This is a genomic window from Betaproteobacteria bacterium (assembly GCA_016194905.1).
Lineage (GTDB): Bacteria > Pseudomonadota > Gammaproteobacteria > Burkholderiales > JACQAP01 > JACQAP01.
This window is the reverse complement of the sequence record JACQAP010000008.1, coordinates 154,962-174,532: the sequence shown is the minus strand read 5'-3', so window position 1 is coordinate 174,532 and position 19,571 is coordinate 154,962. Positions and strand designations below refer to the sequence as shown.

General features: G+C 59.8%; 17 protein-coding genes. 9 read left to right on the top strand and 8 right to left on the bottom strand.

Annotated features, from left to right (window positions below):
• Window positions 1-33 precede the first annotated feature (33 nt).
• Together coaBC and dut are read left to right on the top strand one after the other, a co-directional pair.
• Entirely contained in the window at window positions 34-1,242 is a 1,209-nt protein-coding gene (gene coaBC / locus HY067_04265) for a bifunctional phosphopantothenoylcysteine decarboxylase/phosphopantothenate--cysteine ligase CoaBC (protein ID MBI3527162.1), read from the top strand.
• Window positions 1,243-1,263: 21 nt separating this feature from the next.
• Window positions 1,264-1,713: a dUTP diphosphatase gene (dut, locus tag HY067_04260; protein MBI3527161.1), complete on the top strand. Its 450-nt coding sequence runs from the start codon at window positions 1,264-1,266 to the stop codon at window positions 1,711-1,713.
• A 119-nt stretch (window positions 1,714-1,832) separates the two neighbouring features.
• On the opposite strand, the gene HY067_04255 is transcribed toward dut, so the two are convergent.
• The 3 genes from HY067_04255 to HY067_04245 form a co-directional block, all read right to left on the bottom strand.
• The gene (locus HY067_04255) at window positions 1,833-2,309 is read right to left on the bottom strand and encodes a c-type cytochrome (protein ID MBI3527160.1); all 477 of its coding nucleotides are present in this window, start codon (window positions 2,307-2,309) and stop codon (window positions 1,833-1,835) included.
• Window positions 2,310-2,333: 24 nt separating this feature from the next.
• A complete protein-coding gene (locus HY067_04250) occupies window positions 2,334-3,179 on the bottom strand; it encodes a transporter substrate-binding domain-containing protein (protein ID MBI3527159.1) in 846 nt (281 codons plus the stop codon).
• A gap of 188 nt (window positions 3,180-3,367) precedes the next feature.
• Window positions 3,368-5,119, bottom strand: coding sequence for a PQQ-dependent dehydrogenase, methanol/ethanol family (locus tag HY067_04245; GenBank protein MBI3527158.1), 1,752 nt, complete (start codon window positions 5,117-5,119; stop codon window positions 3,368-3,370).
• Window positions 5,120-5,631: 512 nt separating this feature from the next.
• Here HY067_04245 and HY067_04240 point away from each other — a divergent pair.
• A complete protein-coding gene (locus HY067_04240; protein MBI3527157.1) occupies window positions 5,632-6,057 on the top strand; it encodes a DUF192 domain-containing protein in 426 nt (141 codons plus the stop codon).
• 47 nt (window positions 6,058-6,104) lie between these two features.
• Here HY067_04240 and HY067_04235 read toward each other — a convergent pair whose 3' ends face one another.
• The 4 genes from HY067_04235 to ybiB all read right to left on the bottom strand — a co-directional run bounded on the left by HY067_04235 (window position 6,105) and on the right by ybiB (window position 8,928).
• Window positions 6,105-6,584 (bottom strand): urate hydroxylase PuuD, encoded by a 480-nt coding sequence (locus HY067_04235; protein MBI3527156.1) that lies wholly within the window; start codon window positions 6,582-6,584, stop codon window positions 6,105-6,107.
• A 265-nt stretch (window positions 6,585-6,849) separates the two neighbouring features.
• On the bottom strand, window positions 6,850-7,038 hold the full coding sequence (locus HY067_04230; GenBank protein MBI3527155.1) for a hypothetical protein: 189 nt from the start codon (window positions 7,036-7,038) through the stop codon (window positions 6,850-6,852).
• Between the two features lie 7 nt (window positions 7,039-7,045).
• A complete protein-coding gene (locus HY067_04225) occupies window positions 7,046-7,846 on the bottom strand; it encodes a serine/threonine-protein phosphatase (protein ID MBI3527154.1) in 801 nt (266 codons plus the stop codon).
• 53 nt (window positions 7,847-7,899) lie between these two features.
• Window positions 7,900-8,928 carry a DNA-binding protein YbiB gene (ybiB, locus tag HY067_04220; protein MBI3527153.1) on the bottom strand — a complete coding sequence of 343 codons (1,029 nt, stop codon included), beginning with the start codon at window positions 8,926-8,928 and terminating at the stop codon, window positions 7,900-7,902.
• 176 nt (window positions 8,929-9,104) lie between these two features.
• On the opposite strand from ybiB, the gene HY067_04215 reads away from it, so the two are divergent.
• Window positions 9,105-10,541, top strand: a complete 1,437-nt coding sequence (locus HY067_04215) for a PAS domain S-box protein (protein ID MBI3527152.1) — start codon at window positions 9,105-9,107, stop codon at window positions 10,539-10,541.
• On the opposite strand, the gene HY067_04210 is transcribed toward HY067_04215, so the two are convergent.
• Window positions 10,538-11,221 carry a TetR family transcriptional regulator gene (locus HY067_04210; GenBank protein MBI3527151.1) on the bottom strand — a complete coding sequence of 228 codons (684 nt, stop codon included), beginning with the start codon at window positions 11,219-11,221 and terminating at the stop codon, window positions 10,538-10,540. The genes HY067_04215 and HY067_04210 overlap by 4 nt on opposite strands.
• 207 nt (window positions 11,222-11,428) lie before the next feature.
• Between HY067_04210 and HY067_04205 the strand changes: the two genes are divergently transcribed.
• The 5 genes from HY067_04205 (at window position 11,429) to HY067_04185 (ending at window position 19,468) form a co-directional block, all read left to right on the top strand.
• Window positions 11,429-12,673, top strand: a complete 1,245-nt coding sequence (locus tag HY067_04205) for an efflux RND transporter periplasmic adaptor subunit (GenBank protein ID MBI3527150.1) — start codon at window positions 11,429-11,431, stop codon at window positions 12,671-12,673.
• A gap of 8 nt (window positions 12,674-12,681) precedes the next feature.
• Window positions 12,682-15,882 (top strand): multidrug efflux RND transporter permease subunit, encoded by a 3,201-nt coding sequence (locus tag HY067_04200; GenBank protein MBI3527149.1) that lies wholly within the window; start codon window positions 12,682-12,684, stop codon window positions 15,880-15,882.
• Window positions 15,882-17,318: an efflux transporter outer membrane subunit gene (locus HY067_04195; protein ID MBI3527148.1), complete on the top strand. Its 1,437-nt coding sequence runs from the start codon at window positions 15,882-15,884 to the stop codon at window positions 17,316-17,318. Before HY067_04200 ends, HY067_04195 begins: the two co-directional genes overlap by 1 nt.
• 137 nt (window positions 17,319-17,455) lie before the next feature.
• Complete coding sequence (locus HY067_04190) at window positions 17,456-18,820, top strand: TrpB-like pyridoxal phosphate-dependent enzyme (GenBank protein ID MBI3527147.1); 1,365 nt, start codon at window positions 17,456-17,458, stop codon at window positions 18,818-18,820.
• Window positions 18,821-19,468, top strand: a complete 648-nt coding sequence (locus HY067_04185) for a pyridoxal-phosphate dependent enzyme (GenBank protein MBI3527146.1) — start codon at window positions 18,821-18,823, stop codon at window positions 19,466-19,468. It begins immediately after the preceding gene.
• The last annotated feature ends 103 nt before the right edge of the window (window positions 19,469-19,571 follow it).

Below are 19,571 nucleotides of genomic sequence, written 5' to 3'. Positions count from 1 at the left end.
CTGCTCGCCAGGCACTTTTGGCAGACTAATCGCATGGCCGAACTCGGCAGCAAACGCATTCTTTTGGGCGTCACCGGCGGTATCGCCGCTTATAAATCGGCGGAACTGGTCCGTGAGTTACAACGCCACGGCACCGATATCCAAGTCGTAATGACCGATTCGGCATGCAAGTTCATTACTCCGCTGACCCTGCAAGCACTGTCCGGCAAGCCGGTATACGTGGAAATGTGGGATGACCGCGTGCTGAACGGTATGCCGCACATCGAGTTGTCCCGAGATCGTGACCTCGTCGTAGTTGCTCCAGCAACGGCCGATTTTATTGCCAAACTTGTCCACGGCGCTGCCGACGATCTGCTGTCTACGCTGTGTTTGGCCCGAGAGTGCCCTTTGATGGTGGCGCCGGCCATGAACCGCCAGATGTGGGAAAACCCCGCAACGCAACGCAACGTGGCGCAACTGCGCCAGGACGGCATCGTAGTACTCGGCCCGGATGCGGGAGGCCAGGCATGCGGCGAAGTCGGCATGGGGCGAATGTTCGAGCCATTGGATCTGGTTCGTGAAATATCGGCCTGGTTCCAGCCCAAATTGCTGTCGGGCACCCATGTGCTCGTCACCGCCGGCCCGACCTTCGAACCGATCGACCCGGTGCGCGGCCTGACGAATCGCAGCTCGGGAAAGATGGGGTACGCAGTCGCTCGCGCAGCAATCGAAGCAGGCGCCCGTGTGACGCTGATTTCGGGCCCGACCGCGATCGAACCACCGCCGGCCGCTCAAGCAATCCGCGTCGAGACTGCCCGCGAAATGCTCGATGCGGTGAATGCACATGTGAAGGACGCGGACATATTCATTGCCGTCGCCGCAGTTGCGGATTACTACGTTGCCAACAGCAGCGCACAAAAAATCAAGAGGGAAGGCGGCGTACCGGCGCTGGAACTCGCCCTGAATCCGGACATTGTCGAGTCGGTAGCAAAACGGCCGAATCCACCCTTCTGCGTCGGTTTTGCAGCGGAAAGCGAAAAGCTTGAAGAGCATGCCGAAGCGAAGCGTCGTCGCAAGAAACTGCCTTTGCTTGCTGCCAATCTGGTGCAGTCGGCGATCGATGCCGACGACAATGAACTTGTCCTGTTCGACAACGAAGGCAGCCACCGGCTCGGACGGACATCGAAACTCGAGCAGGCACGCATGCTGATCCGGCACGTCGCAAAGCTGTATCAGCCACGCAAGTCTGCTATCTCCGTCTGACACAAATAAGAAGAAAACCCGATGCGCAACATCGACGTCAAGATTCTGGACGCGCGCCTGCGCGATCAGCTGCCCACGTATGCAACTTCCGGCTCCGCAGGGCTCGACCTTCGAGCCTGTATTGATGCGCCGATCCTATTGAAGCCCGGTCAGACCGAACTGATTCCTTCCGGCATCGCAATCCACCTTGATGACCCGGGGCTGGCGGCCATGGTATTACCCAGGTCCGGCATGGCTCACAAGCACGGTATCGTGCTCGGCAACCTGGTTGGCTTGATCGACTCGGACTATCAGGGACAGATACTGGTTTCGCTGTGGAATCGCGGTGCGGCCGTCTTTACGCTGAATCCGATGGAAAGGATCGCCCAGCTCGTCGTTGTGCCGGTCGTGCAGATGGCTTTCAGTGTCGTCGACGATTTCACGCAGAGCACGCGCGGTGCCGGTGGTTTTGGTAGTACCGGCAAGCACTGAGTACGACTCCGGCAACCAAAAAAATAAAGGCCAGCTATTGCCGGCCTTTGCACTTTTGCGATCCTGCTTTTCCTGGAACAACGCAAGGCGGCTGTCGCAATGTCGCTCTGGTACCCTCGTCAGTTCGATTTCGGGAAAACCATTGGCTCTTCGTTCTTGTTCTTACTCGGATCCGGAATTTCACCCGCCTCAATGCGGCGCTTTTCTTCCCAGCGCAGGAAAGTGATCACGCTGAGGATCTCGTCCTGGTTCATCGTTGTGCCGAATGCCCCCATCGTACCGCCGAGCGTCTTGGGAACGCCCGTCGCGATAATGACGTAAATGTCGCTGTTGGTGTTGCCGGTATATTTGAAAACTCCACAGGACAGGCACGGACCTTTGGCGCCGTGGCCGCCTGTGCCGTGACAGAACGCGCAGCGTCGCCCGAACCAGGCCTTGCCGGCCTCGACAACCTTCATGTCGTTGGTCGGCACTTCCATATCGTTCTCGTTTGCCTTGTGCTGCGCAGCCGCCGGTAACGCCACACCAAGGGCTGAGGCAAAGACCGCAATCGCTGCCAGCTTTACGAATACAGCATTGAGTTTCAAACCTGACATGACTAACTAACCTCCTTAAGGAACTTATGAAAAAGGCGGATAGAACGGTACATTGTAATTATCGAGGATCTGTTTCATCTTTCCATTTGCAAGCAGTTCCGCAACGGCGTCGTCGATGAACTTCATTAGGGATTGGTCCTGTTTGCGAACGATGAAATTCAGATTCCAGCGCTGGTCGGCTTCAGGCACGTAGCCTTCTACCATGTGGAACTTCGCGTCGGGATATTCGCGACGCGCAACCGATATCGCTGTCGCCCATACCAGGCTGGCATCGATCTCGCCATTCGCCATTCCCTGCATGATTCTGCGGTTATCCAGATAGAGGGATCTCGGAATGTTGCGGGTGAAGAGATAGTCATCGATCGGCGTAGACATCGGCACGCCCACCTTGATATTGGCATCCTTGAGTTCAGTCAGCGATTTTTTGTCCGCCGCCGTTCCTTGCACGACCAGTACGTAACCCATTCCAAGATACGGTTTGGTGAATGCCAGCTGCCCCATCAGCATGTCGTCGTCGCCGCCATCGGACATGCCAAGAAAAACGTCACAGCGTTTCTTGAGTATCGAATTGCGGAATGCACGGGAGGTGCCACCGCGCGTGCCGGTGTCCGCCCAAACCATTTCCAGTCGCATGCCGCCGCGTTTGGCGATCTCGCGCATGATTTCAACATCGTATCCGGGAGGATCGGTATTCTGGGCCGCCGAAGGGAACGCATAAGGATCAGCACACGCCAACAGCTTACCTTTCGCTTTCGAACGCTCCAGCGTGTCGGCGATCTCATCCGGATCGGTCTGCGCCCAGCCTGAAACTGACGTCAATGCGAGCAAAAAGGTCAACCCGTACAAAGCAAATAACTTACGCACATTCAACTCCTTTTAAGAATCTTATCGGCCATTCCCCTTTTCTCCTCGTCAACGCTACTGCAGCTTTGCCAGCTTACCCAAGAGCAAAAACGGTCTGCGCCGTTTCTTCACAAAAAATAAGGGGGGCAGACGCCTTGCCCCCCTTAGCCTTACTGCTGCTACGTATTACTTAACTTGGCGTCCGCTGCTGAATGTTACTCAACAGCGAATACCATGAGGCCGCCGCCCTTCTGATTCTTCTTCAGCCACTCTGAATAGAAAATGGGCCAGATGCCGCCGCCGCCCGCACCGTACACAATGGCAACGTACTGCTTGCCATTCGGCGCGGTAAAGGCCGTCGGGTTGCCATGGATGCCGGAGCCGGTCTGGTAGGACCAGAGATGCTCGCCGGTTTCGTCATTCACAGCGTTGAAGTAGCCTTCGGGATCGCCGTAGAACACCAGGCCGCCCCCGGTGGCCAGTATGCCGCTGGTGGCCGGATAGCTCATGGACTTCTGCCAGGCGAGCTTACCGGTCGCAGCGTCAAAGCCCTTGGTGGAACCCGCGCCCGCGTTGAAATTGATTATCTTCGCGCCCAGGTACCACTCACCGCGCTTCCATTCCATCTTCTTCGCCTGCAGGTCCATGGCGAAGTCGTATACCGGAACGTAGACCATCTTCGTACGATGGCTGTACGCCATCGGGTGCCATTCCTTGCCGCCGTCCAAGGACGGGGCGATATCGGTGGTCACCTTGTCGTACACCACATCCTTCTCGGGATAGTTGTAGACCGGCTTGCAGTTGTTCGCCGGGGTGATCGGCTTGGTCCAGTTCACGCGCTGCAAAGCGCTAACCCACACACACTTGTGTTCGTTACCGGCTTTGCCCTTCACGGTGTTGACACGGTCGATACCGTAGACGTGACCGTTACGCGAGCCATGCAACCACAGCTTCTTGCCGCCGACGTCGACGAGAATCATTTCATTCACACCGTCGTAGTCGTACGGATCGTTTGGCGTGTAGTTGAAGTAGCTGCGGATTTTGCCCGTTTCCGGGTCAAGCACCAGATTGCTGTTGGTGAACAGGTTGTCGCCGATACGAACATGGCGGTCGAAGTCCGGTCCGGGGTTGCCCACGGGCCAGTACAAGGAGTTGGTTTCCTTGTCGTACGAGCCGGTAATCCAGGCCGATCCACCACCGTATTTCCAAGATTCGCCGGGCCAGGTATCGTTGCCGGGTTCGCCGGGTCCGGGAATGGTGTACGTCTTCCATACCGGGGCGCCAGTGTCGGCATCGATTGCAGCGATCCAGCCACGCACGCCATATTCAGCACCGGCGGTACCGAAGATGATCTTGTTATGCAAGGCCATCGGCATGATGGTGAAAGTCTCGGCATAGGTGTAATCGCCGATCTTCTTGTCCCAGACCACTTTGCCGGAAGCGTTGTCGAGCGCGACGATATGCGCATCCAGGGTGGCCAGGTAGACCTTGTTCTTGTAGACGGCGACACCGCGGTTCACAACGTCACAGCACAGTTTCGGGAACACGTCGCCCGGCAGTTCGCGGTCATACCTCCACTGGACTTTGCCGGAAACAGCGTCGACCGCAATGACCTTGTTGAAGGACGTCGTGACATAAATCATTCCGTTAACCGCGACTGCCTGGCTGTCTTGTCCTTCGAGAACGCCGAACGACAGGTTCCAGACGGGAGTCAGCTTCTTGACGTTTTCCCTGTTGACCTGGGACAGGGGGCTGTAGCGCGTGGTCTGGTAGTCACGACCATAAAGGAGCCAGTTCTGCGCATCCTTGTCGGCATTCAGAAGCATGTCGTCCGTTACATAGTTGGGATAGAGCTTTGATTCAGCACTATCCAGACCCTGTGCGGAGACAACCCCAGAAGCACCGAACGCCGCGATTGCAGCGAGGGATACCGCAGCACGTTTGAAGTGCAACGATTGCTTCACCATTTTTTTTAAAACCTCCCGAAGATATTGCGCAGCGCTTCGAGCTTCGACACCGCGCATTTGGTTTTGATTACTGCCTCGATGCGTAAAGCAAGACCGAACAACCTGAGAAACTTCAGATTTAGACGAGCTTTACTGCAAGTCGAAAATAAGAGTTACGCACTATGTTGTCAACACATTTCTGCCTAGTAACAGCATGGATATGCCATGTCTGAATTATTGCGTCGCACAAATAATACTGGGAGGCGCCGCAGGTGTCCGACACAATCCACGTTCGGCCTGCGTCAACCGCGCGCAGTCTGCGACTCAGGTACGCAACTGACGCAATCGTTTCAATCGCACCGACACTTGGCGATACGCGTCTGTGTGCAACTGCCGCATAAGCTCTCGGGCTGCGCAAATTCAACTGGACGAAAACATCACGCAGTCGTCAAACTGGCCCATGCGATCCGCCCATTCCACGTTTCATCTACCGAAATCGAATGCGATACGTAAAATCCCGCTCACATTTCGCAATGATCGCGATTCTGATCGTTGCGACCGCGCTTTTGGCATATGCCGATCCGCTCATCACCTATCGCCTGCGGATAAAGAAACATGAAATTCGCGCGGAAGTCGCCAATACCGAGCAAGACCGTCTGCGGGGATTGATGTTCCGCGACAAGCTCGCTCAAAACAACGGGATGATTTTTTTGTACCCGCGTGCTGAGGCGTCGGCGATGTGGATGAAGAACACCAGAATTGCGCTTTCGGTCGCATTCATCGATGCGAGCGGGCGCATTCTCAACATCGCCGAAATGGAACCGTTTTCAGAGGAAGCGCACGCTTCGTCCGGCGCAGCGGCCTATGCGCTGGAAATGAACCGGGGCTGGTTCAGGAAGCAAGGCATCAAGGTGGGGGATCGTGTCGAAGGATTGGAGAACCTTCCGCCGGCGCGATAAAAAACGCCCGGGCTCTTCCCGGGCGTTGCGACGGACTACGATCCCGTCTACATCGGGATATGCATCTGTGCCACCATGAAGAAAAGCATTGGTATGGACAACATAGTGTTGGTGCGCGAAGCGAGGAAGGCCACCCGCCGTGCTTTGTTCTTCTGCTCGTCCGTCGCCGGCACTAGCCCAAGGATTTTCTTCTGGTTCGGCCAGATCAACCCCCAGACGTTGAGCAGCATGATCGTGCCAAGCCAAGCGCCGATGCCGATTTTCTGGAAGCCCGCCTGCAAGGTAAATGCCGCGACAAAATTGGAACTCAGCAATGCGGCACCCGCCAGCCAGGTTACAACTGCCGCCCAGCGGAAGTAGAGCAGCGCGCGTGGCGCCACGTGCTTGGTAATGCCGGCGGCCGTGCTGTCGGCCTGCGCCGCCTTCAGGGCCGCCACCTGTACGAAATTGAAGTAATACAACAGACCGATCCACATTACGCCGGCCATGATATGAATCCAGCGGTAAATTCCCGGAAGCATTTCCATGGCTTATCCCCCTATCACGGATTTGACGACGTAATACAAGATAACAGTGAGCACGAAGCCTGCTATTACCGTACCCCACAGAGAATCCAGCGGGTTTTTCATCTTGCCCTCCTCCTTTAGTCGAACGGGAACAGTGTAGACAACGCGGACGGGTGCCGCAACAGCCAGTCGTCATAGTCGAGTTTCACGCTTGCGGCTGCCGGCAGGCCTTGAAGAAAATAAAAAGGGGCGTCCGTCGACGCCCCGGATGCGATCGCGAAAATGATCAGCCTGCGTAGTTCTGCGCCGCGAAGTCCCAGTGCGCGAGGTTCCAGAATGCCGCCGCGTAGTCCGGCCTGCGGTTTCGGTAGTCGACGTAGTAGTGGGCATGCTCCCAGACATCTGTGAATGGGCTCGTTGAAAAGCGCGCTAGTTTAGTGGAATACGGTTCTAATGGAACGCGGTGAAGCGGCAAAACCGGATTACAGGCCGGCCAAAACCTCGTCGACCGCGATCACAACCGCCGTTGCGTCGTTGCGTCCCATGTACTGGACTTGATTTTTGATCGATCGTTCCACCAACTCGTCGGCAATGGACTGGGTTGAACCCCTCTTGTGCATCACTTCGTGGACGATGCGCTCGCCCAGCACTTCCCATATGCCATCGCTCGCCATCAGGAAAACATCCCCGGGGATCAATTCGCCATCGGTGTAGTCCACCACGAGGTGGCTGTCGAGCCCGACCGCTCGCTTGAGAACATGACGCATGTCCCCACGCTCCCAGGTGTGATCGATAGTCAATTGTTTGAATACATCACCGCGTCGGCGATAGACGCGCGTGTCGCCGACGTGCGCCATGTGATAGTAGTTGCCCTTGAACACGATCATGGTCAGGGTCGTCACCATGCCGTCATATTCGGGATGGCGTGCATTTTCGGAAAGCAGCCAGTCATTGATAGACCGCAGCAGCTTGTCCAGCGCCTGTGCAATGTTCCAGGTGACGGGGGCGCCGTAAAAATCTCGCAGCAAGCTCTTTACGACAGTTTCCGAAGCAAGCCGTCCACCCCCGTTGCCGCTCACTCCATCGGCAATGGCAACGGCAATGCCCCTGGATTGCGCTTCGCGATCCTCGCGCGGCGTCACGATCCCGTGAAAGTCTTCGTTGTTCTTGCCTGGCACCGCAGCGGTTGCGTGGCCCAGCTGCAATTGCAACAGAGGCTTGCCGAGTGTTGTCCCCGTGTACACGACGTTTTCCGGGGAGACAGAGGCGTCTTCTGGCATCATGGCTTCAGATGGACGTGACAAGAGCTACCTGCGGCCGGGACGGACGCGAATAGTCAGGTAATAGCCCGCGAATGCGCTCCCTCGATGGACCGTCCGTGAACCTGCGGCGTGAGGCCGCCCGTCTCCACCGCCGCGATCGCCTTCGCCTGATTCATGTCGTCGGTATACCCGGAAGCGTAAAGGCAGCACGCCAGCTGGTTCACCAGGGGATGCGGAATCGGGACCTGGCCCGTCATCGCCTGTTTCACCCACGCCGCGGTTGCCGCTGCGTCAACGGCGGACGGTTGGCTCAACGCGCCGCGAGCCGATAGCATCTCTTCCTCGAACAGCACGATCGCCTCGCCCTGACGGAAAAACTTGATGCGCGGCCGCTGTTTGGGATTGGCGAACGGTTCGCCCTCCGTACTTTTCATCAACAGGGCATCGAACCCGGTTGCGAGCAGAAATGTTTCCAGTTGCTCGATCTGGGGAGGCTGGGCCGCACTTACCATTCGCAGTCCGCCACTCTCGATGGGATCCAGCAACGTAACCAGACTGTGCGCGGGATTGCTTACGCCCAGTCGACCGCGCAAGGCCAGCAAATTGGCAAGTCCGGGACACAGTACGGCTGTCGGTACGAACGCCAGTAAGTCCTCGTCCAGCGATTTCTGGGCCTGAGCCAGCGACCCGCCCGGCAGCACGCCGAGCTCGCGCAGGATGTATGCGCTCGCAACGCGCCCGCCGCCCTCGAGTGTCCCGTGCAATAGCACCGGGACTCCCATGCGTTGCAGCAGCAAAACCAGCAGCGGCAGCAGATTGGGCTCCTGCCGCGCGCCGCTATACGTGGCGAAAACCAGCGGCCGCAGGGCGGTGGCGGGCGGTTTGAGCAAATACACCCGCTCCGAGGCGGCACGATAGAAACCGAGGAGTTCGGTTGCCGACTCGTGCTTCATGCGCAGCGCGCAGAGGCAGGCGCCGAGCTCCAGATCCGGCACACCGCCATCGAGCATGGCGGCAAACAGATCATGCGCGTCGCCCTCGCTCAGATCACGGCGAGTGTCGGCATCGCTGGCAATTTCCTTGATGAATCGGGCAATACTCATCGTTTATCGAAAAACACCGCATTCGGCTCGGGGATTGTCGTCTTTTCGATTCAATGCAACCGGTGTGCCACTCACCTTTTTCATGTTGAAACAATAAATTAGCCCGAAGAGTACACTTCCGCTGCGATAGGGCGGTGCGCGCTGAGCCATCCTCCGCATCAACTTGGTGCACAACTTTGAAAGATCGATTCGTTCTTCCCCGGCCCATTCTTTTCGTTCTGGTGGCCCTGGGATTGTTGTTCGCGATCGACCTGTTCGCGCTCGCCGCCTATCGCGAACTCGAGCAGGCCGTCAAGGAACTGGACAATCACAGCCAGATCCTGGAAGCATTGCAGCCGCTGCCAACGATGATGCTCGAAATGCAATCCGGCATGCGCGGCTATCTCCTGACCGGCTCGAGTGCCTCCTTGAATCGTTATCGCGACGCGGCCGATGAATTTCCCGGCATTTCGGAAAAAGCGCTCGCGCTGCTTGGCGATGATGCGCGGCATCGGCAATTGGTAGCGGGTGCCGTGGCATCGGCATTGGATTGGCTGGCTCGCTATGCATCCCCTCTGGTGGTCAAGCGCAGCGCCGGCGAAGACGGCCAGCGCACCATGAAGGCGATCCTTGAAGTCATGCATAGAGGCCCGGGTGAGAGTCAGGCCGAGCGCATACGCGCGCAGTTTGTCGAGTCGATTCAGGTCGAGCGCGAACACATTGCGGGCGCACGGCTCAAACTGCAGCGGAAGCTCGAAAGCACCGCTGCATGGATGCGCGCACGCGCCGTCGCCCTGCTGCTGGCTCTGGCGGCACTCGCTCTGCTGCTCAGGCGCACACTGGCAAAACTCGCAGGACAGAGGCGCTCGCGCGAAGTCGCGGAGAGCGCGATGAGAACATCGTCCGCGACGCTGCGTGCAATGAGTGAAGCTTCACCGCTTGGAATGTTCCTGGCCGACGGCTCCGGCGCCTGCGTGCAATCGAATCCCGCCTTCGAACGTATTGCGGGCCTGTCCAAGCCGGTGGTTCTGGGCAACGGCTGGCAATCGACGCTGCACCCGGACGATCGGGAAAGAGTCCTTGCAGCCTGGAGCAGGGCCACAAGCAGCGGCGCATCGTTCGCCTCGGTGCATCGGTTCGTGCACCGCAGCGGCAGGGTGGTATGGGCGTCCATGAAATCCGCGAGAATGAGCGACGGCGAGCAGTTACTCGGGTTCGCCTGCAGTATCGAAGATGTCAGTGAACGGCGGGAAGCCGAGGAAGCCCTGCGCAAAAGCGAGGAACGCCTGCATCTTGCCCTGGAAAGCTCCCGCCTGGCACTATTCGACTGGCATATACCGTCGGGAGAAGTATTTCTCAGTCGCGAGTGGAACGCCCTGACCGGTTACGGTCCGCAAGCACTCACGACGACTGCACGTCGCCTCAACGAATTGATCCATCCCGAAGACCGGGAAGTGGTGCGTGACGCGATCGTCGGTGCATTCAAGGCAAACATACCGATCACGCGCACGGGGTTCCGGATCGAAACCCGATCGGGACAGTGGAAGCGGGTCTATTGCAGCGGGCGGGTCACCGAACGCGACGCCGTCGGCCGCGCCGTCCGGCTGACCGGGACGATCACGGCAACCGACTAACCGCGGACTTCGGCACGCGTTCGCCGCACCACGGACGACATGCGTCGCGGCGCAGTCTTGACGGGCCCCGCCCTGAGTCGTTCAAGATACTGGTCAACAAGCGTCTTTGCGTCCCGCGCCAAAGGCAGATATGCCGGATCGAGCACCCAGTTCACGATCAGTCCGTCCACCAGCGCATGCAGTCCCACGGCTGCCAGGCGCGGGTTGACCGATGGTGCAAGCAATCCCTTCCTCGCAGCGTTGCGCAAACCGCGCTCCATGTGCTTAAGGCAATTGTTGCGCGCTTCGATGTGGCGCCGGCGCACCTGCACCATTTCGTCGACATATTCGACCTTGTGACAACAGATTTCGAAGACGCGCTGGCACTGTGCGTCGGTTGTCAGGTGCTCGAGGACGTTCAGCGCACAGGCGCGCACATGGGCGAGCGGATCCGCCAGATCGTCGTCACTCGCTCGCGCCGCCATTTCCTCCATCGGCAGGACCACGCGACTCATCATCGCATCGAACAGATCCGCCTTGTTCCTGAAATGCCAATAGATTGCGCCCCGGGTGACCCCTGCTGCTTCCGCAAGCTGCGCCAGCGATGTGTTGGACACGCCTTTTTCCACGAATACCCGTTCTGCGGTATCCAGAATCCTGTTGCGTGTTTCGAGCGCCTCCTCTTTCGTTCTTCTCACCATATTGCACCTCCGTGGTGCTGCCGCCGGTGAAGCCGCCAGCGTGACATTACAATCAGTCCCAAAAAATTCAGCAAGTTTGTACTTTACATACATTATTGTATGTAAGTAAACTTCGCCGCTTGCTGGTATGACCCCGGTGTTCCGTTCCGGCTGCCTGCGTTCGCGTCCCAGGGTCCGGCACACCAAAAGATCTTACAGGAGCTTCAAGTGCACGCCTCGTTTTCGCTTGCAGTGCGCGGCATTATCGCCGCATTTACCCTGGCTGCGCTCGGTGCGTGCCAGAAGGCAGCCCCGAATCAGGCGCCGGGCGGCATGCCGCCGCCGGAAGTGATCGTGACGGTCGTCCAGCCACGCGATCTGCCGGCGAACTTCGAATACGTCGCACAGATATCGGGCGTTCGCGAAGTCGAAGTACGCCCGCGCGTATCCGGCATCCTGGAGAAATGGAATTTCACGGAAGGCAGCAAAGTCGCCGCAGGACAGAGTCTCTTCACGATCGATGCCGCGCCCTATCGCGCAGCGCTCGCCAAAGCCGAAGCGGACCTGGTCAGCGCACAAGCCAGTTTCGACCAGGCAAAGCGCAACGCCGCCCGGCTAAAGCCTCTTTACGAAGCGAAGGCGGTCAGCCAGAAGGAATTCGATGACGCAACCTCCGGCGAACAGGTTACCGGCGCAAACGTGAAGGCAGCGCAGGCCGCGGTTACCGAAGCACGGCTCAATCTTTCTTATACCCGGGTCGAAGCGCCGATCTCCGGAATTACCAGTCGCGCACTGCAGTCCGAGGGCAGCTTGGTGCAGGCCCAGCAGACACTGCTGACGAAGATTTCCCAGATCGACCCGGTGCACGTGACCTTCAGTTTCACCGAAGCCGAGCATCTGAAATTCACACGCGCGATGGCCGACGGTACATTGCGCCTACCCAAAGACGGCAAGTTCGACGTCAAACTCAAGCTCGCCGACGGCAGCGAATACGCGCGCCCGGGTAAAGTCGACTTCACCGACGTGCGCGTGGATCCGGCCACCGGCACCATCGACGCGCGAGCGGTCATCGGCAATCCGCAGGGTCTGCTGCGCCCCGGCCAGTTTGCGCGGGTACAACTGTCGGGCGGTGTCCGCCCCAATGCGATCGCGATTCCGCAGCGCGCGGTCCTCGAAGGCCCGGGGACCAAGATCGTGCTGACCGTCAATGCGCAAGACATCGTCGAGCCGCGACCGGTACAGGTCGGTGATTGGTCAGGAGCCGATTGGGTCATCACCGGGGGCTTGAAGGCCGGTGATCAGGTCATCGTCGATGGGGTAGTCAAGGCGCGCCCAGGTTCCCCGGTGAAGATCGCGCAGGCGCCGCCTGCAGGCGTCCAGCCCGCGCAACCATCACAGGGTCCGCCACCCCAGGGTGAGCAGCAGCCGGCCAAGCCCGCGGCAAGACCCGAAGCCCCGCAACCAGCCAAATAACTCGCCAAATGTTCTCCCGATTTTTTATCGACCGCCCGATTTTCGCGGCTGTACTGTCGATCTTCCTGGTTCTCGCCGGCCTCGCCGCGATGCGCACGCTGCCGATTGCCCAGTATCCGGAAATCGCGCCGCCGGTGGTCACGGTGCGCGCCGTCTACCCCGGCGCCTCGGCAGAGGTGCTGGAGCAGACCGTGGCCGCGCCGCTGGAAAACCAGATCAACGGTGTCGAGAACATGCTCTACATGAGTTCCAACTCGTCATCCAACGGCGTGGTAGAGATCAATGTCACCTTCGAAATCGGCACCAACATCGATCAGGCTGCGCTCAACGTAAACAACCGCGTCAAGCAGGCCGAAGCGAGGCTGCCGCAGGAAGTGCGGCGCCAGGGCGTCACGGCGGAAAAGAATTCGACGTCTTTCCTGCAGGTGCTGGCTTTCAACTCGCCGGACGGTACTTTCGACGATCTGTACGTCAGCAACTACGTCACGCTGAACGTGCTCGACACGATCAAGCGCGTGCCGGGCACGACCAATGTGCAGATCTTCGGCGCCAAGGATTACGCGATGCGTATCTGGCTGCGGCCGGACCGGATGACGCAACTGAAACTCACCACCGCCGACCTGTTGCGCGCGCTGAACGAGCAGAACGCGCAGTTCGCCGCGGGCAAGGTCGGCCAGGCGCCGACCGGCGGCCCGCAGGAACTGGTGTACACGATCACGACCAAGGGCCGGCTCGCGGACCCGCGAGAGTTCGAAGAAATCATCATTCGTTCGAATCCGGACGGCTCTGCGCTGCGCCTGAAAGACGTGGCGCGCGTCGAACTGGCGTCGAAGGATTACGACTTCATCGGCCGCGTCAACGGCAGACAGTCGGCGCTGCTCGGCATTTTCCTGCAACCGGGCGCGAACGCGCTCGATGTAGCACAGGACGTCGGCAAGGCGATGGCGGAGATTTCAAAGCGATTCCCGGTCGGCATGGAATACCAGAACGTGTACGACACCACGCGCTTCGTAAAGGTGTCGATACGCGAAGTGGTGAAGACCCTGCTCGAGGCGATGGCGCTGGTGTTCCTCGTGGTCTTCCTGTTCCTGCAGAACTGGCGCGCGACCCTCATTCCGTTTGCCGCGGTACCGGTGTCGCTGATCGGCACCTTTGCCGGCCTTTTTCTGCTCGGTTACTCGATCAACACGCTCACGCTATTCGGCATGGTGCTGGCGATCGGCATCGTAGTCGACGATGCCATCGTGGTACTGGAAAACGTCGAGCGCATCATGCACGAGGAGCACAAGGACGCACGCGAAGCCGCCATCAAAGCCATGACCGAGGTGACCGGCCCCGTAATCGCCATCGTGCTGACGCTGTGCGCGGTATTCGTGCCGATCGCCTTCCTCGGCGGGCTGACCGGCGAGCTGTACCGCCAGTTTGCGGTCACCATTGCCATCGCGGTCGTGCTCTCCGGCATCATCGCGCTCACGCTGACCCCGAGCCTTTGCGTCTTGATACTGAGACGCGAACACAAGACGCCGCTGCGCTTCTTCACCTGGTTCAACGACTGGTTCCGGCGCGTGACCGGCCGCTACACCGGCGGCGCCGCCTGGATCATTCGCCGCGGCGCCATCGGCCTGCTCCTCTTCGTCGGCATGGTGGCGATCACCATCGGATTGTGGAGGATCACTCCCGGCAGCCTGGTGCCCGACGAGGACCAGGGCTACTACATCGGGGCGGTGTTTCTGCCCGACGGTGCAACCCTGCAGCGCACCGATAAAGTCGTCAGCGAAGTGCTCAAGGCAATTCAGTCCAATCATGCCAATGAATTCGCGATCGCCTTCACCGGACTCGATTTTCTCGGCGGCGGATTCCGCAACAATGCCGCCACCATCTTCGTGACCCAGCGCCACTGGGACGAGCGCAAGGGCGTCGGCACCCGCGAACTCATCGGCGATTACTTCATGAAGACCGCCGGGATCAAGGAGGGCCTCGTGCTGGCGTTCGCGCCGCCGCCGATCTTCGGCCTGGGCAATGCCGGCGGTTTCGAGTTCTACATCCAGAATCGCGGCGAAGGCGGCCCGCAGCGGCTGGCCGCGGAAATGGGCAAGTTCCTCGCGGCGGCCAACAAGGACCCGCAACTTGCCGGAGTGCAGACGCTGTGGCGTGCCGGCGTGCCGCAGTTGCATGTCGATGTCGATCGCGAAAAAGCCAAGGCGCTCGGCGTGCCGATCGGCGATGTCTTCGACACGCTGTCGGCCACGCTCGGTTCCTACTACGTGAACGACTTCAACAAATTCGGACGCACCTGGCAAGTGCTGATGTCGGCGGAGCCCGGATATCGCAACAAGCCGGATTCAGTCGGCGAGCTGTACGTACGCTCCGACAAGAGCGCCATGGTGCCGATCCAGACGCTGGCCAAGGTCTCCTACACTTCGGGACCGGACTCGCTGGATCGCTTCAACAATTTGCCGGCGGTCAAACTGCTGGGTCAAGGCGCGCCGGGAATTTCCTCGGGTCAGGCCATTGCCGTGGTCGAACGTATAGCAAACGAAGTGCTGCCTCCGGATTTCAGTTACGACTGGGGCGGTGCATCGTTTCAGGAGAAAAAATCCAGCGGCACCTCGACGCTCGCGCTCGGACTCGCCGCAATCATGGTGTTTCTGATTCTGGCCGCGCAATACGAAAGGTGGTCGCTGCCGCTTTCCGTGATGATGGCCCTGCCTTTCGGCACCTTCGGCGCATTGGCGGCGGTCTGGGTGCGGGGTCTGACCAACGACGTTTACTTTCAGATCGGCCTGGTCACGCTGCTCGGCCTGGCGGCAAAGAACGCAATCCTGATCGTGGAATATGCGCTGCTGAAAAATCAGGAGGGCCTGTCGCCTTCCGCGGCGGCGGTAGAGGCCGCGCGACTGCGCTTCCGTCCGATCCTGATGACTTCGCTGGCTTTCATCCTCGGGGTCATGCCGCTTGCGTTCTCGACCGGCGCCGGCGCCGGTGCGCGGATCGCCGTCGGCACCGGGGTCATGGGCGGCATGCTGGCCGCCACCTTCCTGGCGATTTTCTTCGTGCCGATGTTCTTCAAATTGATCACCGACCGGCATCTGACCGAGAAGCGCTCAACGGCGCAGATCCGCGCTGAAATCGAGCATCACAAGACGCTCGCCGTGCAGGCGGCGGAAAATCCTCACCGTGCGCCACCGCCGAGAGGAGAACGCTCATGATGCGAGCCCGTCTACTCGCGGCAACGCTGATTGCCGTTGCGCTCACCGGTTGCATGACCGTCGGACCGGACTACCAGCGCCCGCAGGTCGAAACACCCGGGCAATGGCCCGGCGCGACAGCAACTGAGACACTGTCGTCGACGTGGTGGAAGGTCTACGGCGATCCGGTGCTCGACCAGATGATCGACGAAGCACTGGTGCATAACCTCGATTTGCGCCGGGCGATTGCCCGCGTCAACGAAGCCCGCGCCGCCCTTGGCATCACGCGCGCCGACCAATATCCCGGCGTCTCCGCCAATGCCAGCGCGTCGCGCAATCGCATCAGTCAGGAGAGCGTGCTTTCCGTGCCACCGGGCACCGATCCGAAATACTCGGACTATCGCGCGGCGCTGAACGCCTCTTACGAAATTGATTTCTGGGGCAAGTATCGTCGTGCCACCGAAGCGGCGCGGGCGGAGTTGCTCGGCTCGCAGTTCAATCGCGAAGCCGTACGGCTCGCGCTGATCGCCGATGTCGCCAAGAGTTACTTCAGCCTGCGCGCGCTGGATGCGCAGGTGGCCATTACACGCCGCACGATCTCGACCCGTCAGGCTTCGACCGCCCTGCAGCGCATGCGCTTCGAAGCCGGGGTTGCGTCCGAGTTCGAACTGCGGCAGGTGGAAGCGGAAGCCGCGCAGGCGCAGGCCTTGTTGCCGACGATCGAACAACAGCTCGCCGCACAGGAAACCGCGCTGGGCGTGCTGCTGGGACGCAGCCCGCGCGCGATTGTCGGACAGCCGGTCGAGCGGGGCGCTGCGATGGACGCACTGACCGCGCCGCCGTCGGTACCCTCGGGATTGCCGTCCGAAATGCTGGAGCGCCGCCCGGATTTGCGCCAGGCTGAACAGAGCCTGGTCGCGGCCAATGCACGCATAGGCCAGGCGAAGGCGACGTACTACCCGTCGATATCGCTTACCAGCTTTTTCGGTGGCGAAAGCACAACGCTTTCCGGCTTGTTCGACGCGCAGGCGCGCGTCTGGCAATTTGCCGGCTCGGCCGCGCAAACCGTGTTCGACGCGGGTCGCACCGGAGCGCAGGTCGGCGTCGCAGAGGCACGTCAACAACAGGCGCTGGCGCAATATCAGTCTGCAATCCAGAACGCCTTCAAGGACGCCCTGGACGCCCTGGTCGCGCAGCGCAAAGCACGGGAAGCAATGGAAGCGGAACAGATTCGCATCGACGCGCTGCAAAGCTCCATGCAACTGGCACAACTGCGTTACGACAACGGGATCTCGAGTCTACTCGATGTGCTCATCGCCGAGCGCGCCCTGCTCGATGCGCAATTGAACCGCGTCGCAGCCCAGCGCGCGCAACTGGCTGCGACCGCGGACTTGTTCAAGGCATTGGGCGGCGGCTGGGATGGTTTGCCCGATTCCGACAAGTCGGCGAAAAACTGAGCATCCGCTGCGCCGGGTTTCAGTAGACCGGCAACGACAGGCGGCGCGAGAAGCACCGCCTTTATCTTCGCCCCCCGCTGCCGTCGTGTTCTGCTAATCTGCCCTGTCGGCCCACACTACAATCAAAGGGAGGAATCATGGCGGACACGATCAAATACCTGCTCCCGGAGGAGCAGATTCCGAAGTCCTGGTACAACCTCATGGCGGATCTGCCCTCACCGCCTCCGCCGCCGCTGCACCCGGGCACGCTGAAACCTCTCGGGCCGGACGACCTCGCACCCCTGTTCCCGATGTCGCTGATCATGCAGGAGGTATCAGTCGAGCGCGAGATCGAGATTCCGGGCCCGGTTCGCGAAGTCTACAAGCAGTGGCGCCCGTCGCCGCTGTTCCGCGCACGCCGTCTCGAGAAGGCGCTCGATACGCCGGCGAAGATCTATTACAAATATGAAGGAGTCAGTCCGGCCGGTTCGCACAAACCGAATACAGCGGTCGCGCAGGCCTTCTACAACCACGAAGCCGGAATCAGGAAGATCGCGACTGAAACGGGCGCCGGCCAGTGGGGGTCTGCGCTTGCCTTCGCCGGTACGCTGTTCGGCATCGAGGTACAGGTATTCATGGTGAAGGTGTCGTATCAGCAGAAACCCTATCGCCGGGCTCTGATGGAAACCTACGGCGCGCGTTGCATTGCCAGCCCGTCAATGGAAACCAATGTCGGCCGCGCCATCCTCGCTAAGTCTCCCGACAGCACCGGATCACTCGGCATTGCCATTTCGGAAGCCGTCGAAGTTGCCGCCACACGCGAGGACACCAAGTACGCGCTTGGCTCGGTGCTGAACCACGTACTGCTGCACCAGACCGTGGTCGGACAGGAGGCCATGAAGCAACTGGAGATGGCCGGCGATGATCCCGACATCATCATCGGTTGCACAGGGGGCGGTTCGAATTTCGCAGGCATCGTGTTCCCTTTCCTCGGCGCGCAACTCCGCGGCGGCAAAAAGCGTCGCATCATTGCCATCGAACCCGCGGCCTGCCCCAGCCTGACCAAGGGCAAATACGCCTACGACTTCGGCGACACCGGGCATCTCACGCCGCTGGTGAAAATGCACACGCTTGGCTCCACGTTCATTCCGCCCGCGTTCCATGCAGGAGGATTACGTTACCACGGCATGGCGCCGCTGGTATCGCACGTCAAGGATCTCGGGCTCATCGAAGCGCGCGCGTACAAACAGATCGAGGTGTTCGAGGCGGGAGTGCAGTTCGCACGCACGGAAGGCATCGTTCCGGCGCCGGAAGCGAATCACGCGGTCAAAGGCGCGATCGATGAAGCGCTGAAGTGCAAGCAGGAAGGCAAGGCGCGCACGATCCTGTTCAATCTTTGCGGGCACGGGCACTTCGACATGCAGGCTTACACCGACTACTTCGCCGGCAAACTCACCGACAGGAGCTACGAAGAACGCGAACTGGCGATGGCGCTGGCCGGTTTGCCATCTGTTCCGGCTTGATTGCGATCGCCTCCGGACACGGCCGCCGCAAACACCGGCGGCCGTGTTTTTCGCCATTTACCGGAATCCGCAACCGCAGCCAAGCTCGCCGCGATTCGCCTGCTCGGTGCCGAGATCATCATTCACGGGGCTGCCTGGGACGGTGCCAACGCGCTGGCGATGCACGTGGCGCGCGAGTCCGGCCGGGCCTATATCCATCCCTTCGATAATCGCGCCGTCATGGCGGGCCAGGGAACCATCGTGCCCGAACTGTTGCAGCGTGCCCGCGCCCGACCTCATCGTGGTCTCGATCGGCGGCGGCATGTTGATCTCGGGAATTATTTCCGCGACACAAAGCATTTCTCACCGGCGACCCGTGTCATCGGCGTCGAAACCGAAGGAGCGGAATCGATGTTTCAAAGTCGGACTGAAAAACTTTTGACCGAACCGGCGACATCCTGCTCGGTTGCGGCGCTGATCGAAGGCCGAATTACGGTCGGCCGAAAGACAATGTCGTCGTCGTACTATGCGGAGCAAACATTGCTTTCGAGAAAGTCCATGCATGGACTGCCCTCACTGCCCAAGACTGCCACAGGTTGCAATTCGTCATTTGTAGTAACTGACGCTTTTTGTCTTGGTAACGATATAGGCGCATGTTATTTGCGGTAGTCAAATTCGATCGGCCGCCCGTAGAATTTCCGTTTTGAATTGCATCTCCTTGTTTTAAAATATCTATCGCTCCGGTGTCGAGTCCTGACCTCTTCAGAATGGC

What these genes read in the sequence shown, in the direction of transcription:
- coaBC (MBI3527162.1), top strand. Translation starts at nt 34, where the DNA reads ATGGCCGAACTCGGCAGCAAACGCATTCTTTTGGGCGTCACCGGCGGT.
- dut (MBI3527161.1), top strand. Translation starts at nt 1,264, where the DNA reads ATGCGCAACATCGACGTCAAGATTCTGGACGCGCGCCTGCGCGATCAG.
- HY067_04255 (MBI3527160.1), bottom strand. Translation starts at nt 2,309, where the DNA reads ATGTCAGGTTTGAAACTCAATGCTGTATTCGTAAAGCTGGCAGCGATT.
- HY067_04245 (MBI3527158.1), bottom strand. Translation starts at nt 5,119, where the DNA reads ATGGTGAAGCAATCGTTGCACTTCAAACGTGCTGCGGTATCCCTCGCT.
- HY067_04240 (MBI3527157.1), top strand. Translation starts at nt 5,632, where the DNA reads ATGATCGCGATTCTGATCGTTGCGACCGCGCTTTTGGCATATGCCGAT.
- HY067_04235 (MBI3527156.1), bottom strand. Translation starts at nt 6,584, where the DNA reads ATGGAAATGCTTCCGGGAATTTACCGCTGGATTCATATCATGGCCGGC.
- HY067_04225 (MBI3527154.1), bottom strand. Translation starts at nt 7,846, where the DNA reads ATGATGCCAGAAGACGCCTCTGTCTCCCCGGAAAACGTCGTGTACACG.
- ybiB (MBI3527153.1), bottom strand. Translation starts at nt 8,928, where the DNA reads ATGAGTATTGCCCGATTCATCAAGGAAATTGCCAGCGATGCCGACACT.
- HY067_04210 (MBI3527151.1), bottom strand. Translation starts at nt 11,221, where the DNA reads ATGGTGAGAAGAACGAAAGAGGAGGCGCTCGAAACACGCAACAGGATT.
- HY067_04200 (MBI3527149.1), top strand. Translation starts at nt 12,682, where the DNA reads ATGTTCTCCCGATTTTTTATCGACCGCCCGATTTTCGCGGCTGTACTG.
- HY067_04195 (MBI3527148.1), top strand. Translation starts at nt 15,882, where the DNA reads ATGCGAGCCCGTCTACTCGCGGCAACGCTGATTGCCGTTGCGCTCACC.
- HY067_04190 (MBI3527147.1), top strand. Translation starts at nt 17,456, where the DNA reads ATGGCGGACACGATCAAATACCTGCTCCCGGAGGAGCAGATTCCGAAG.